Origin of the sequence: Mycobacterium asiaticum (assembly GCF_001673635.1) — a bacterium.
In the GTDB taxonomy this organism is placed as follows: Bacteria; Actinomycetota; Actinomycetes; order Mycobacteriales; family Mycobacteriaceae; genus Mycobacterium; species Mycobacterium asiaticum_C.
In genome coordinates, this window is record NZ_LZMH01000073.1 from 119,600 (window position 1) to 133,251 (window position 13,652).

General features: G+C 67.6%; 12 protein-coding genes. 1 reads left to right on the plus strand and 11 read right to left on the minus strand.

Annotated features, from left to right (window positions below; genetic code table 11):
• From A5645_RS22305 to A5645_RS28420, 8 genes are all read right to left on the minus strand, one after another.
• Entirely contained in the window at nucleotides 1–1,725 is a 1,725-nt protein-coding gene (locus tag A5645_RS22305) for a GMC oxidoreductase (RefSeq protein ID WP_065034989.1), read from the minus strand.
• Nucleotides 1,722–3,215 carry a flavin-containing monooxygenase gene (locus tag A5645_RS22310; RefSeq protein WP_065131054.1) on the minus strand — a complete coding sequence of 498 codons (1,494 nt, stop codon included), beginning with the start codon at nucleotides 3,213–3,215 and terminating at the stop codon, nucleotides 1,722–1,724. Before A5645_RS22310 ends, A5645_RS22305 begins: the two co-directional genes overlap by 4 nt.
• 33 nt (nucleotides 3,216–3,248) lie before the next feature.
• Nucleotides 3,249–4,349, minus strand: a complete 1,101-nt coding sequence (locus tag A5645_RS22315) for an AraC family transcriptional regulator (RefSeq protein ID WP_172830585.1) — start codon at nucleotides 4,347–4,349, stop codon at nucleotides 3,249–3,251.
• Between the two features lie 28 nt (nucleotides 4,350–4,377).
• Nucleotides 4,378–5,664, minus strand: a complete 1,287-nt coding sequence (locus tag A5645_RS22320) for a fatty acid desaturase family protein (RefSeq protein ID WP_065131055.1) — start codon at nucleotides 5,662–5,664, stop codon at nucleotides 4,378–4,380.
• 88 nt (nucleotides 5,665–5,752) lie between these two features.
• A complete protein-coding gene (locus tag A5645_RS22325) occupies nucleotides 5,753–6,901 on the minus strand; it encodes a ferredoxin reductase (RefSeq protein WP_065131056.1) in 1,149 nt (382 codons plus the stop codon).
• 53 nt (nucleotides 6,902–6,954) lie between these two features.
• Nucleotides 6,955–7,455, minus strand: coding sequence for a DUF6912 family protein (locus A5645_RS22330; RefSeq protein WP_065131057.1), 501 nt, complete (start codon nucleotides 7,453–7,455; stop codon nucleotides 6,955–6,957).
• A complete protein-coding gene (ppk2, locus tag A5645_RS22335; RefSeq protein WP_081288497.1) occupies nucleotides 7,452–8,276 on the minus strand; it encodes a polyphosphate kinase 2 in 825 nt (274 codons plus the stop codon). The genes A5645_RS22330 and ppk2 overlap by 4 nt, the downstream gene beginning before the upstream one ends.
• 2 nt (nucleotides 8,277–8,278) lie before the next feature.
• A complete protein-coding gene (locus tag A5645_RS28420; RefSeq protein WP_065034995.1) occupies nucleotides 8,279–9,697 on the minus strand; it encodes a WS/DGAT/MGAT family O-acyltransferase in 1,419 nt (472 codons plus the stop codon).
• 164 nt (nucleotides 9,698–9,861) lie between these two features.
• Here A5645_RS28420 and A5645_RS22345 point away from each other — a divergent pair, with 164 nt between their 5' ends.
• Nucleotides 9,862–10,326 carry an Rv3235 family protein gene (locus A5645_RS22345; RefSeq protein WP_065131059.1) on the plus strand — a complete coding sequence of 155 codons (465 nt, stop codon included), beginning with the start codon at nucleotides 9,862–9,864 and terminating at the stop codon, nucleotides 10,324–10,326.
• Here A5645_RS22345 and mddA read toward each other — a convergent pair.
• The 3 genes from mddA to A5645_RS22360 form a co-directional block, all read right to left on the minus strand.
• Nucleotides 10,285–11,064 (minus strand): methanethiol S-methyltransferase, encoded by a 780-nt coding sequence (gene mddA, locus A5645_RS22350; RefSeq protein WP_065034997.1) that lies wholly within the window; start codon nucleotides 11,062–11,064, stop codon nucleotides 10,285–10,287. The genes A5645_RS22345 and mddA overlap by 42 nt on opposite strands.
• 67 nt (nucleotides 11,065–11,131) lie before the next feature.
• Nucleotides 11,132–12,691: an HD domain-containing phosphohydrolase gene (locus A5645_RS22355; protein WP_065131060.1), complete on the minus strand. Its 1,560-nt coding sequence runs from the start codon at nucleotides 12,689–12,691 to the stop codon at nucleotides 11,132–11,134.
• A 19-nt stretch (nucleotides 12,692–12,710) separates the two neighbouring features.
• Nucleotides 12,711–13,457 carry a hypothetical protein gene (locus A5645_RS22360; RefSeq protein ID WP_065131061.1) on the minus strand — a complete coding sequence of 249 codons (747 nt, stop codon included), beginning with the start codon at nucleotides 13,455–13,457 and terminating at the stop codon, nucleotides 12,711–12,713.
• Nucleotides 13,458–13,652: the final 195 nt, after the last annotated feature.

Sequence of the window (13,652 nt, forward strand, 5' to 3'; positions counted from 1 at the left end):
CTATGAAGCGTAGTCCCGCTCGGCACGCAATGCCCCCGGTGCGCTGGCAGGAACGGCCGGGCGGTTCGGGGCGACGGATTCGACGCGCCGGTACGACGAGCCCAGCGGCGGGCGCGGGTCCGACTCCCCCTTGTTGGGCCACAGCGACGTGGCGCGCTCGGCCAGCGCGGTGATGGTCAGCGACGGGTTCACGCCCAGGTTGGCCGTGATCGTGGAGCCGTCGATCACATGCAAACCCGGATACCCGTGCATCCGGTGGTACGGATCAACCACGCCGTCGTCGGGGGTCTCACCGATCACGCACCCGCCGATGAAATGTCCTGTCATCGGGATGTCCGCCAAATCGGCCCACGCACCGCCGGCGATGCCGTCCAGGTGCTCGGCCGCACGACGGGCAACCTCGTGACCGACCGGGATCCACGTCGGGTTCGGCTCACCCACACCCTGCCGTGTCACCATGCGCCGCCCGAACAGCCAGCGGCGGGTGTAGGTGGTCAGTGAGTTGTCGTGCGTCTGCATCACCAGCAGCGGGATGGTCTGCTCGGACCAGCGCTTCGGGTTGAGCAGCCGTCGCAGGTCACGGCGTTGCCGCACAAACTCTTTCATGCCGGTGCGCCACCGGCCTCGGCCCTTTGTGAGCCCGTCGACACCGTCGACCAGGACCGTGCCCATCAGCCCCATCAGGTTGGAATCGTGCCCATACCGGCAGGGTTCGATGTGGGTGTGGCTGTCCGGGTGAATCGAGGAGGTGATCGCCACTCCCTCGGAATAGTCCACGTCGTCGCGGCGGGCCCGCACGGCCAGGATCGCCTCGGAATTGGTCCGGGACAATTCCCCGAGCCGGGGCGAGATGCGCGGCAGGCTGCCGCCGTCGCGCAATCTGTGCAGCAGCCGCTGGGTGCCCAGCGCGGCGGCCGAGAACACCACCTGCTCCGCGGTGAAGATGCGGCGGCGCCGGCGCAGCTTGGCTCCGGTGCGGCGGGTGATGACGTCGTACCCGCCGCCGGACCGCGGCCGCACGTCGACGACGGTGGTGAGCGGATGGATTGTCGCGCCCAGTTTCTCGGCCAAATAGAGGTAGTTCTTGACCAGGGTGTTCTTGGCGTTGTGCCGGCAGCCGGTCATGCATTCGCCGCAGTGCAGGCACGCGTTGCGGTCCGGGCCGGCGCCGCCGAAGTACGGGTCGCCGACCGGGGCGCCGGGCGGGGCCGGTTTGCCGTCGGCGTCGGTGAAGCACACCCCGACGCGGGTGGCGTGGAAGGAGTCCGCGACGCCCAGGTCGGTGGCGATCTGCAGCATCACCTTGTCCGACGGCGTGGTGCGCGGGTAGGTCTCGACGCCGAGCATCCGGGTGGCCTGGTCGTACCAGGGTGCCAGCTCGTCCTTCCAGTCGGTGATGTGGCTCCAGCGCGGGTCGGCGTAGAACGGGTCGTCGGGTTGGTACAGCGTGTTCGCGTACACCAGCGAGCCGCCGCCCACTCCGGCACCGCTGAGCACCACGGCGTCGCTGAGCACATCGATCCGTTGGATGCCATAGCACCCGACCGACGGCTTGAACAGGTAATCGCGGATGTGCCAGTTGTTCTTGGCGAAGTCCTGATCGGCAAACCGTCGGCCCGCCTCGAGAACGCCTACGCGGTAACCCTTTTCGCTCAGGCGCAGGGCGGTGACGCTGCCACCGAAACCGGACCCGATAACCAGCACGTCATAGTCGAATCGGCTCACGCGTTGATCTCCTCGGTTTGCCGGACCGGCAGGACCTCGTGATAGTCCTCGATCGCCGCGACGCGGGTCCGGTGCTGATATTCGTGAACCAGCCCCGGCCAGTTGGTGGTGACCCGGCCCGACTCGGTGCGGTACCAGGAGTCGCAGGTGGTCCAGACGCCGTTTTCCAGCCGGGACTGGACTGCCGCGTCGTAGGCCTCCTCGACGTCACGGCGGACCTCGAATGCGCGGCCCATGCCGCGCCGGGCCAGTTCTTCGGTGAGCTGGCGGATGTAGCCGGCCTGCTGCTCCATCATCAGGATGATCGAGCTGCTGCCGAGGTTGGTGTTGGGCCCGTAGATCAAGAACATGTTCGGAAAGCCCGGGACGGCCATGCCCAGGTGGGCGCGCGCGCCCTCGGCCCACTCGGCGTGCAGATCCCGCCCGCCACGGCCGGTGATCGTCATCGGGGCAAGGAATTCGGTGGCTTTGAAGCCGGTGCCGTAGATGATCACGTCCACCTCGTGCAGTTGCCCGTCGGCGGTGCGCACCCCGGTCGGGGTCACCTCGGTGATCGCGTCGGTCTCGACGGAGACGTTGTCGCAGGCCAGTGCCGGGTACCAGTCGCTGCTGAACAGCACACGCTTGCAGCCGATCGGATAGTCGGGGGTGAGCTTCGCCCGCAGTACCGGATCTTTGATGTGCCGCTTCAGGTTTGCCGATGCCAGCGCCTGCAGCACCCGGGCCAGCGGGGCGACTCGGGTCAGCGCGAGGCCCAGCAGTTCGGTGGTCTCCCAGATGGCGCCGCGCATGGCGGCGGAGAACCCCGGCACCTTGGCGAACGCGGCGTGGTGCTTCTCGGTGTAGGCGCGGTCCACCTTCGGCACCACATAGGGCGCCGAGCGCTGGAAGACGGTGACGTGCCCGGCGGTCTGGCGAATGCGCGGGACGAACTGGATCGCCGACGCGCCGGTGCCCAGCACCGCGACGCGCTTGCCGGCCAGATCGACATCGTGGCGCCACTGCGCGGAGTGGAACGACGGGCCGGTGAAGGTTTCCAGCCCCGGGATGTTCGGCAGCGCCGGCCGGGAGAGTTGGCCCACGGCGGGCACCAGGACCTCGGCCTCGAACACGTCTCCCGACGACGTCGTCACCCTCCAGGTTGCGGTGGACTCGTCGAACTCCGCCGAGGTCACCTCGACGCCGGTCCGCACCAGCTTGCGCAGCCCGAACCGGTCGGCGGTGTCATGGATGTAGCCCAGGATGTCGGGCTGCTCGGCGTAGCGCCGGCCCCAGTCGGTCTTGCGGGCGAACGAATAGGAGTACAGGTTGGACGGGACGTCGCACGCGGCGCCGGGGTAGGTGTTCTCCCGCCAGACACCGCCGATGTCGTGTGCCTTTTCCAGCACGGTCACCTCGGCGAGACCGTCCCTGGATAGCTCGTAGGCGGCGGCGAGGCCACCGAAGCCGGCGCCGATCACCAGTACGCGAGGACGAATGGTCGCTGTCATAACTCCATGGTGGCCAGCGACGGTACCCGAGTGTCAGCCGATTGCGGTCGGCGAATCCATAATTCCGGCCAGGTGTCGTTCTCGCGGGGCCACCGACCGCTGGTAGCGGGCCGGCGTGGTGCCGGTCCAGCGCTTGAACGCGGCAATGAAACTCGTCGCCTCGGCATAGCCCAGCCGCAACGCGACGTCCTCGACCGTCAAGGCTCCGGTCGCGAGCAACTCCTCGGCGAGCACGCGGTGGACTTCTTCGACGAGGTCGCGAAAGGTGGTGTTCTCCTCGGCCAGCCGCCGCCGGAGCGTGCGCTCGCTCATCGCCAGCTGCCGGGCCACGCTGGTGATCGTGTGGGGTTTGCCGTCGATCGAGGCCAGCCGGTCCCGCACCCGGCGAGCCACGCCGGTGCGCTGCCGCCGGCGTTCCAGCAGCGCCTGGCACTGCTGCTCGCAGATCGCCACGCTCATCTCACTGGCCTGGGGTAACCGATTTTCCAGCAACGCGACCGGTAGGCCGGCCACGTTGGCGGGCGCGTCGTAGCGCGGTGTCACCCCGAACGCGTCACGAGCCGCTGTATCTCCGGAATCCGGTGCAGGACTTGCGAATTCGATATAGGAGAAGGTGACGGGCTCGCCCACCAATTCCGCCATGACCTGTGCGATGGCCGCCATGTCGCGTCGCACCAGGAAATCGGCGACCGGGCCGGTCAGGTCCGGCAGGTCGAGCCGGAGCGCGGCGACCGCCCCTTCCAGGGTTACCGAGGGCAGGCAGAACCCGTAGCTGAGCTCGTAGAACCGGGCCGCGAACCGGACCGCGTCGCCCAGCGTCGAACTGGTCAGGCAGGCGAAACCGAAGATTCCGAACGATCCGACGTGGTAGCTGCGACCCACCGCAACGCCGAGGTCGGCGGGGCCGACTTGGCTACCGAGCAGGTTGACCAGGTTGGTGGCGACGGCCAGTTCCTGGCGGCCGGCGATCATCCGGCTGTGGTCACCGAGATCGGACTCGGACAGGCCGGAGCCGTCGAGGATGTCCGAGACCGAGAGCCCGTGCGCGCGACCGAAATCGGTCATCAACGCCACGCTGCCGGTGTTCCGCGGGAAGTCCCAGTGCGAGACCTGCTGCCCAGCGAACACCTGCACGTGTCAAGTATGGCCAATTTGTGGCCGGTCAGGCCGCCAAGTCGTCGTCGGTGAACCCGGCGCCGCCCGCCTTGCGCTTGCTGCGCCGCCAGCCCCGCACGGTGGCGATCGCGGTCTTGAGGCCGCGGCGCCGGCCGGTCGTGGGGTCGGTGCCCGCGAAATCGGGCTCCAATTCGGCGAACATCCGCTCGCTGCGAGTCTCGGGCGCATCGTCGGCGCCGTCGCGCAGGTAGGCGTTCGGCAACGAGAGCTTGGCCAGGGTGCGCCACGTTTTGCCGTACTGCACCAGGAAAGAGCCTGTGGTGTAAGGCAAGTCGTACTTGTCGCAGACGGCCCGGACCCGGGTGGAGATCTCGTGCAGCCGGTTGCTCGGCAGGTCGGGGTACAGGTGGTGCTCGATTTGGTGGCACAGGTTGCCGCTCATGAATCGCAGCACCGGGCCGGCCTCGAAGTTGGCGCTGCCCAGCATCTGCCGCAGGTACCACTGGCCCTTGGTCTCGCCCACCATGTCCGTTTTGGTGAATTTCTCTGCGCCGTCCGGGAAGTGGCCGCAGAAGATGACGGCATTGGCCCAAACGTTGCGGATGATGTTGGCGGTCGCGTTGGCCGTCAGGGTGGACCGGTACGACGCGCCCGGCGACAGCGACGTGAGCGCCGGGAAGGCGACGTAGTCCTTGACCACCTGGCGGCCCGCCTTGGCCAGGAACTCGTCGATGCGCTCCCGGGATTCCTGGTGGTCCATCCGCTTCTTGACGATCTTGCCGATCTCGACGTGCTGCATGCCGACGCCCCACTCGAACAGCAGCGCGAGCAAAGCGTTGTAGACGAGGTTGAAGACGTTGAACTTCTTCCAGCGCTGGTCACGGGTGACCCGCAGCAGACCGTAGCCGACGTCGTCGTCCATGCCGAGGATGTTGGTGTATTTGTGGTGCACGAAGTTGTGGGTGAAGCGCCAGTGCTTGGACGAGCCGCTCATGTCCCATTCCCAGGTGGAGGAATGGATCTCGGGGTCGTTCATCCAGTCCCACTGGCCGTGCATGACGTTGTGGCCGATCTCCATGTTCTCGACGATCTTGGCCACGGCCAGAGTCGTCGTGCCCGCCCACCACGCCGAGCGGCGTGAGCTGGCGGCCAGCATGACCCGGCCGGCCACCTCGAGCGCGCGTTGCGCGGCGATGGTGCGGCGGATGTAGCGGGAGTCGCGTTCCCCGCGGGACTCTTCGATGTCCTGGCGAATGGCATCGAGCTCGAAGGCCAAACCTTCGATATCGGCGTCCGTCAAGTGGGCGAATACGTCGACGTCTGTGATCGCCATAATGCTCTCCCTACGTCGTCCGATCTTCGGACTGAGCTAGACCTACGCTATCGTAACCTACGTACCCGTAGGTTACCCTTCGGTAACCTTAAATGTCGATGACGCAATCGCCGGATGCGGCGGATACGCATGTCTGGACTCGGGTTCCCGGTTCGTGTTCCCGGCCGGTCCGCAGGTCGCGGACGTGGCCATCGATCAATTCGACGACGCACGATTGGCAGATGCCCATTCGGCAACCGAACGGCATCTGCACGCCGGCGTTTTCGCCCGCGTCCATCACCGAGGTGGCGGCGTCGGCGGTCACGCTTTTGCCGCTGCGAGCGAACGTGACGCGACCGCCCGCTCCCGCCGGGGCCGCTTTGGCCACGGCGAACCGTTCCAGGTGCAGCCGGTCCCCGATGCCGGCGGCCGACCACACTTTTTCGGCATCGTTGAGCATGCCCTCCGGCCCGCATGCCCAAACTTGGCGATCGCGCCAGTCCGGGACGGCCCGATCCAGCCGCGACAGGTCGAGCCGGCCTTGGGCCCGCGTGGCGCGCAGGGTCAGGCGGTAGCCGGGATGCTCGTTGGCCAGCGCGGCCAGCTCCGCACCGAACAGCACGTCGGCCTCGGTGGGCGACGAGTGCAGGTGCACGATGTCGGTGATCTGGTCGCGGCGGGTCAGTGTGCGCAGCATCGACATCACCGGGGTGATGCCGGACCCGGCCGTCAGGAACAGGATCTTCGCGGGCGCGGGGTCGGGAAGCACGAAGTTCCCCTGCGGCGCGGCGAGCCGCACGATGGTCCCGGGCTCGACGCCGGCCACCAGGTGGGTGGACAGAAAGCCCTCGGGCATCGCCTTGACAGTGATCGTGATGGTGCGCGCCGACCCGGACTTGCCCGCCGCGGGGCTCGACGTCAGCGAATACGAGCGCCACCGCCAGCGACCGTCGACCAACAGTCCGATGCCGATGTACTGCCCTGGCTGGTAGTCGAAACTGAACCCCCAGCCCGGCTTGATGACCAGGGTTGCCGAGTCCTCGGTTTCCCGGCGCACGTCGAGGATGCGGCCCCGCAATTCCCGGGCGGACCACAGCGGATTCGCCAGCTGCAGATAGTCGTCAGGCAGCAGCGGGGTGGTGATACGGGCGGCCAGCTGGCGCAGGGCGTGCCAGCCGGGATGCTTGTCAGCCCCGGCGACGACCGGTCGCTGGGTGCTGACCACATTGGCGGTGAGCGCCGTGTGTTTTCTGCTCATGTCTAGAAGCTACGGTACCGTAAGTTACGGTTTTCTAGCCAGCCGGAAGCGGCTTAGAGCAGTTCCAGCAGGAATGGCAGTTCCTGGGCGGCATACCAGGCCAGGTCGTGGTCTTGGGCGTCGCCGACGATCAAATCCGCATCTTCATCGCCCAGGTCAGCGGCATCGACGGCCTCGACCGCGGCCGTCACGGCCGACTCGGCGCCGGCGGTGTCGACGTACGCGGCGACCACGCGCTTCATCGGGACCGCTCCGTCCAATCGGACGACGGCGTCGTCCAGGTCCGGCCGGTAGGTGAGCTCGTCTACCTCGGCCGCCAGGACCGCGCGGCGGGCGGGCAGTGTCCCGTCCTGGTCGGCTGCCAGCAAGCGCAACGACGCCAGCGCCGCCTCCCGCAGCGCCACCTCGGCGAGCTCGTCGTCGTCACCCTCGGCATAGGACTCCCGCAATCTCGGAGTCACCGCGAACGCGGTGCCGTTGACCGGACGCAGCTCGCCGTCGGCGACGAGTTGCTGCAGCATGGCCAGGGTGGCCGGGATGTAGACCTGGATCATGACTTGATCAGGGTGGCGGCGTAATCGTCGACGTACTTGGACAGTTCACGCGGCGGGCGTTGGTAGTTGCCGCTGACCAGCGGGCGTTCGGGCAGCTCGACCTTGGGCTTCTCGACTTCTTCGTAGTCGATGGTGGACAACAGATGGGCGATCATGTTCAGCCGGGCGTGCTTCTTGATATCGGACTCCACCACGTACCACGGGCTGGACGGCGTGTCGGTGTGCACCATCATCTCGTCCTTGGCGCGTGAGTAGTCCTCCCACCGGTACACCGATTCCAGGTCCATCGGGCTGAGTTTCCATTGCCGCACCGGGTCGTTGCGCCGCGCCTTGAACCGGCGCAGCTGTTCGGCGTCAGAGACCGAAAACCAGTACTTGCGCAACAGGATTCCGTCGTCGATGAGCATCTGCTCGAAGATCGGCGTCTGGCGCAGGAACAGTACGTACTCCTGCGGTGTGCAGAAACCCATCACCTTCTCGATGCCGGCGCGGTTGTACCAGGACCGGTCGAACAGCACGATCTCGCCTTTGGCCGGGAGGTGTGCGATGTACCGCTGGTAGTACCACTGCCCGCGTTCCCGATCGGTCGGCACCGGCAGTGCGGCGATATGCGCCACCCGAGGGCTCAGGTATTCGGTGATGCGCTTGATCGCGCCGCCCTTTCCGGCGGCATCACGCCCCTCGAAGACGATCACCACCCGAGTGCCGGTGAAGCGCACCCATTCCTGCAGCTTCACCAATTCCGTTTGCAGCCGGAACAATTCGGCCTCGTAAACGTCGTTGGGGATCTTCTGCGCGGCCGCAGCCTTCTTCTTCACCACACTCACCTCGACGCTTCCAGCAGCTCTTCCAACGACTGATTCAGCAAGCCCGGCAACACGTCGACGTCGCTCATCGCGTCACGGTCGGCGTTGATACCGAAATACAGCATGCCGTTATAGGACGTGACACTGATGGCCAGTGCCTGGTTGTGCAGCAAAGGGGGCACGGCGTAGGTCTCGAGCAGCTTGGTGCCGGCGATGTACATCTGCGACTGCGCACCCGGGGCGTTGGTGATGAGCAGGTTGAAGGGTTGCCGGGACAGGGTGGGGAAGCTGGTGGCCACCCGGATGCCCATCGCGTGCAGCGTCGGCGGTGCGAAGCCGGACAGCGTGACGATGGTCCTGGCATCTACCAGGCTGGCGGCACCGGGGTTGGACTCGGTGGCGTGGGCGATCTGCGACAACCGCACCACAGCGTTGCCCTCTCCCACCGGCAGGTCCACCAGGAACGGCGTCACCTCGCTCATCGCCTGGCCGGGGCCGGTCGAGTCGAGTTGATCGTCGGCGTACACCGACAGCGGCGCCATCGCCCGGATGGTCGTGCTGGATGCGACGGCTTCGCCGCGCGACATCAACCAGTTACCCAGCGCGCCGGTGATCACGGCCAGCACCACGTCATTGATGTCGCAGTCGTAGCGGGCCCGCACCGTCCGATAGTCCTCGAGCTTTCCGCGTGCCACGGTGAAACGCCGGTTGCGTGAGACGGTGGCGTTGAGCGGACTGCTGGGTGCGGTGCCGCGCGCCACCGCGCGGGCCACGTCGAACACCCTGCGGCCGGCCTCCACGAGTTGCGTAGAGCTGGTGGCCAATCCGGCAACCGTGGAGCTGACGGCCTGCAGTTGGGCGCCCGGTCCGGCGATCCAGTCGCCGATGGCGCCCAGCACCAGGCGGGTGTTGCCGGGATCGCGTTCCGGAACCCAGATGTCCTCAGGGAAGGGTGGCGGCTTGCGGGTCCGGTCGGCGATGACGTGGTTGATCTCCAGCGCGCTCATTCCGTTGATCAGCGCCTGGTGCGATTTCGTGTAGAGGGCGATGCGGTTCTTGGCCAGGCCCTCGACGAGGTACATCTCCCACAGCGGGCGCGACTTGTCCAGGGGGCGGGCGGCCAGCCGGGCGATCAGCTCGTGCAGTTGCTCGTCGCTGCCGGGTGAGGGCAGCGCCGAACGCCGGACGTGATAGGTGATGTCGAAGTCGCGATCGTCGATCCACACCGGCCGGGCCATGCCGACGCTGACCTCGCGGACCTTCTGCCGATAGCGCGGTATTTGCGGCAGCCGTTGCTCGACGGTGGCCAGCAACGTCTCGTGGCTCAGCCCGGAACGGGGGCGCCGCAGGATCGACAGCGAACCGACGTACATCGGGGTGGCGGTGTTCTCCAGCCGGTAGAAGGACGCGTCCGCGGGGGACAATCGGGTCACCATTGCGGCCCTGTCCTTCTCGTCAAGTCGTCCTCATTTCCTGAGCGGGCCCCTGCCATCGCCCACCGTACCTGTGGACGAAAGCCCAGGGCTGAATAGCGCGGCACCCCATTGTCTGACACTCTTCAGCACGCCGCTGAACCAACCGTTTCCCGTGGAGAGTTCCGTTGACCGTCACGCCGGTGATCGACTACGAGCCGCCGACGCGCGCCGTCCCGCGAGGGCAACCGTCACCGCCGAGCCCACGAACACGGCGGGGCGGCCGGAGCGGCCCCGCGCCGAGCGGCTCGGCACTTTCCCAGGCACCGCTTTCCCCACAGATGCGCCGCGCGGCGGCCTTCGCCGACGGTGCGCTGCGGCGTGTGCTGGAGGTCATCGACCGGCGCCGTCCGGCCGCACAGCTGGGCACGGTGGTGGCACCGGGCCTGATCGATTCGGTGCTCTCGGTCAGTCGGTCGGTGGGCCCGGCGACCGGTGCCGCCGTGCTGCGCCGGATGCGTGTGCAGCCCGCCGGTGACCGGGCGGCCGAGGTTTTCGGAACCTACAGCCGCGGTAGCCGCGTGCACGCGATCGCCTGCCGGGTAGAGCAGTTACCCGACCGATGGCTGGTGGTCGCCCTGCATATCGGCTGAGGCGCGGTGGCAGAGACGGGGACGCGGAAGCAGCATGGGGACCCGGCGCCGGTAGTCGCGGTACTGATCCCCCATGGCCGCCAACAGGTCTCGCTCCTCCAGTTGCAGGGCCAGGAAGATGTAGCCGGTGGTGCCGACCGCGAAGAGCAGGTGGCCGGCCGTCATCGTCGGCGTCGCCCAGAAGGCGATCAGGAAACCCAGCATGATCGGGTGGCGCACCAGCCGGTAGAGCAGATGCGTCCGGAAACCCAGTTCCCCGTAGGGCTTTCCACGCCACGCCAGGTACACCTGCCGCAGCCCGAACAGATCGAAATGGTTGATCATGAACGTCGAGGCGAACACGATCGCCCAGCCGAGCCAGAACAGCATCCACAGCAGCAGGCGGGCCGCCGGCTGCCGCACGTCCCAGACGATGCCCGCCATGGTGCGCCATTGCCAGTAGAGCAACAGCAGCGCGGCGCTGGCCAGCAGCACGTAGGTGCTGCGCTCGATCGGCTGCGGCACGAACCGCGTCCACCAGCGTTTGAAGCGCGGACGGGCCATCACGCTGTGCTGGGCACCGAACAGACCCAGCAACGCCGTATTTATTGCGAGCGCCTGCCACAGCGGAGCGTCGATCCCGTGATCGACGTTGCGGGGCACCAGGATTGCGGCAACGAAGACGATGGCGTAGAGGAAGGTGACCAGGAAGATCAGGTAGCTGAGGGCGCCGTAACCGATTGTCAGATAACGTTTCATGGGGCCGATTGTGTGCCCTTGAGAGTCGAACTCACATGGGGCTTTTGCCTCAGATTGCCGCAGATTCTCAGGTGGTGGCCAGGCCGTGGCGCAGCGCGTACATGCTGGCCCCGATCCGGTTGGACACGCCGATCTTGGCGTAGGTGCGCTCCACGTGATTGCGGGCCGTCTTTTCACTGATCACCAATGTCGACGCGATCTCCTTGTTGGAGGCGCCGCGGGCGACCAGGCACAGCACCTCGACCTCCCGCGGGGTGAGCCCGTCCGGGCGCACCTTCGGGCGCTGAGCCCGGTGGCCGGCCGCATGCAGCACCGCCTCGACGGCCGCGGCGTCGAGTTCCCCGGCCGCAACCCGGCCGAGCAACCGTCGCCGCGCCGACTCCGGGGTCATCTCCTTGCGATACGGTCTTGGCTCGCAAGCGGATTGGTAGCTGACCGCGGCTGCCAGGATGCGGTCGGGCAGACCCAGGGCGCTGTCGGCCAGGGCACGCGGATACCCCGTGCCGTTGAGACATTCGTGATGATTGCCGGCGACCTCGGCCAGCTGGCGAAGACCCGGCACCTGGTTGAGGATCCGCACCGTGAAATAGGGATGCAACCGGACACGTTCGAACTCGGCCGCGGTCAACGCCCCCGGTCTCGACCAGACCTGGTTCGATACGCCGATGCGGCCCAGATCGTGCACGTGGCCCGCCCGCCGGGTCAGGGCGACCGCGTCGGCGTCGAGCCCGACGGCGGCCGCGGCGTCCCCGGCGAGCCGGGCCACGGCCCGCGAATGGCCAAGCGTGAAGGGGCATTTCAGGTCGACGAAGTCGCCGAGCGCGACCAGCAGCGCGTCCAGCGCCCGGTCGTCCAGGCGCTCGTGGCGATCGGGTGCGGCCTGCAGCGCCGCCGCCCACACGTCGCCGATGGGCGGGCCGGCCAAGATGTCCTCGGCGTGCTCCAGGAAAGTCGCTGCCACTTGCGGATCGAACTGGCCGCCGCTGCGCGCCCGCACCATCGCCCTGGCGCCTTCGACGCCGTACATGCGGTGGTGTACCTCGGCCATCTCGGCGAGTTGAGCGACGCGCATCTGCACCGGGATTGCTTCGCCGCGAGCGCCGGTGGGCAGCCCGCCCCCGTCGTAGCGTTCGAACGCGCACGCCAGCGCGGCCTGCACATCGGCGCCCAGGCCCAGCCGGTCGGCGAGCAGTGCCGCGGATGTGCAGTGCGAGTGGATCATTCGGGAGATCTGGCCACGCGCGTTGATCAACAGCGTGGCCATCATGGCGACCCGCTGCAACAACGGCTGGCCGCGGCCGATGTTGCTGACCAGAAACCGCATGTACGGCAGCCCCGACCAGTCGACCAGATAGGAGTCGTGGCGGACCCCGATGTCGTCGCCGAACCATTGGGCGTATTCGTGCGAGTCGGCGTGACAACCGATCCACATGATCAGCGTCGTGTAGTACGCGCTGTCGCGTTGCGGCTTGCTCAGCCCGAGCCGATCGGCAAGCCGGGTGGCGATCAGCGCGGCCCGCAGCATGTGTTCGGCGGGTTGTCCCAGACCGAGGTCGATCGCCACCGACAGCGCGGCCAGCAACTCCGCGCGCGTCGGTAGCTGCGCAGGCTCGGGGCGAGAGACCATGCGCTCATTGTGGCCCGGGTCAGTCGATCGAGATAGTGCGTTCGACGGCATGGTGACGATCCGCATCGAAGGATTCGAAGTGCCCGGAGCCGACCACGAACAGGCCGCGCTGCGGGGGACGGAAGCTGGCCAGCCGCGCCTGGCTGGGCAGCGGGCCGACCGGCCCCAGGTCGATGCCGTTGAGCACGGCGCGCGAGTGCGCCACCGCCCACATCTGCCGCGGGGCGATCATGAAGCGCTGGCCGTTGGGTGCCGTGCCGGCGAGCCGGACCTGGCCGGCGCCCAGCGCCAGACCGGCCGCGCGGCTGAGCGCGCCCAGCGCGGTGCGGTTGGTCCAGGTCCCGGTCGGCAATCGTCCGCCGACGGCACTCATCAGCCGCGTCGACAGTGTGGAGCGGATGTCGAGCTGCCAGTCGAGCAGTCCGTCGATTCGCACGGACAGCGACCAGGGGCCGATCCAGTCGACGTCGATCTGGCACTGCACAGCGTCCTGAGTGGTGGCCGAGCTGAAGTAGCGGGCGCAGCTCTGCTGCCCGCACGTTGTCGCGTAGAAGGTCCAGACGCCGTCAGGGCCGCGGTGCCACACCGATTTGTAGGCGGGCGCGAAGGTCGCTTTCGGGAAGTGCCGCAGTGCCAGGTAGTGGCCGCTGGCGAAGGGCAGGCCCATCACGCCGTAGCCGACGAATCGTTCGTCGTCTCCGTCGGGCAGGGTCGGGTGCTGCAGGACCGCCGTGGCGGCGTCGTAGGGGGTGTGGTGTGTGGTCATGGCGCAATGGTGCGCGGCAACGCCGGGGCCACACATGAGGCGACTGCCTCAACTTGGCGCGCGAGTGCCCCCGCGAGCAGACGCGAAAGCCCCCCACACGCCGCGCGGGCGGGGGCTTTAGCGGCGGCTCGCGGGGCTAACGCTTCTTGACCGATTTAGGCGGCTTGGCGCCGCGGCCCTGCTGTCGCGCAGCGG

What these genes read in the sequence shown, in the direction of transcription:
- A5645_RS22310 (WP_065131054.1), bottom strand. Translation starts at nt 3,215, where the DNA reads ATGACAGCGACCATTCGTCCTCGCGTACTGGTGATCGGCGCCGGCTTC.
- A5645_RS22320 (WP_065131055.1), bottom strand. Translation starts at nt 5,664, where the DNA reads ATGGCGATCACAGACGTCGACGTATTCGCCCACTTGACGGACGCCGAT.
- A5645_RS22325 (WP_065131056.1), bottom strand. Translation starts at nt 6,901, where the DNA reads ATGAGCAGAAAACACACGGCGCTCACCGCCAATGTGGTCAGCACCCAG.
- A5645_RS22330 (WP_065131057.1), bottom strand. Translation starts at nt 7,455, where the DNA reads ATGATCCAGGTCTACATCCCGGCCACCCTGGCCATGCTGCAGCAACTC.
- A5645_RS28420 (WP_065034995.1), bottom strand. Translation starts at nt 9,697, where the DNA reads ATGGTGACCCGATTGTCCCCCGCGGACGCGTCCTTCTACCGGCTGGAG.
- mddA (WP_065034997.1), bottom strand. Translation starts at nt 11,064, where the DNA reads ATGAAACGTTATCTGACAATCGGTTACGGCGCCCTCAGCTACCTGATC.
- A5645_RS22355 (WP_065131060.1), bottom strand. Translation starts at nt 12,691, where the DNA reads ATGGTCTCTCGCCCCGAGCCTGCGCAGCTACCGACGCGCGCGGAGTTG.
- A5645_RS22360 (WP_065131061.1), bottom strand. Translation starts at nt 13,457, where the DNA reads ATGACCACACACCACACCCCCTACGACGCCGCCACGGCGGTCCTGCAG.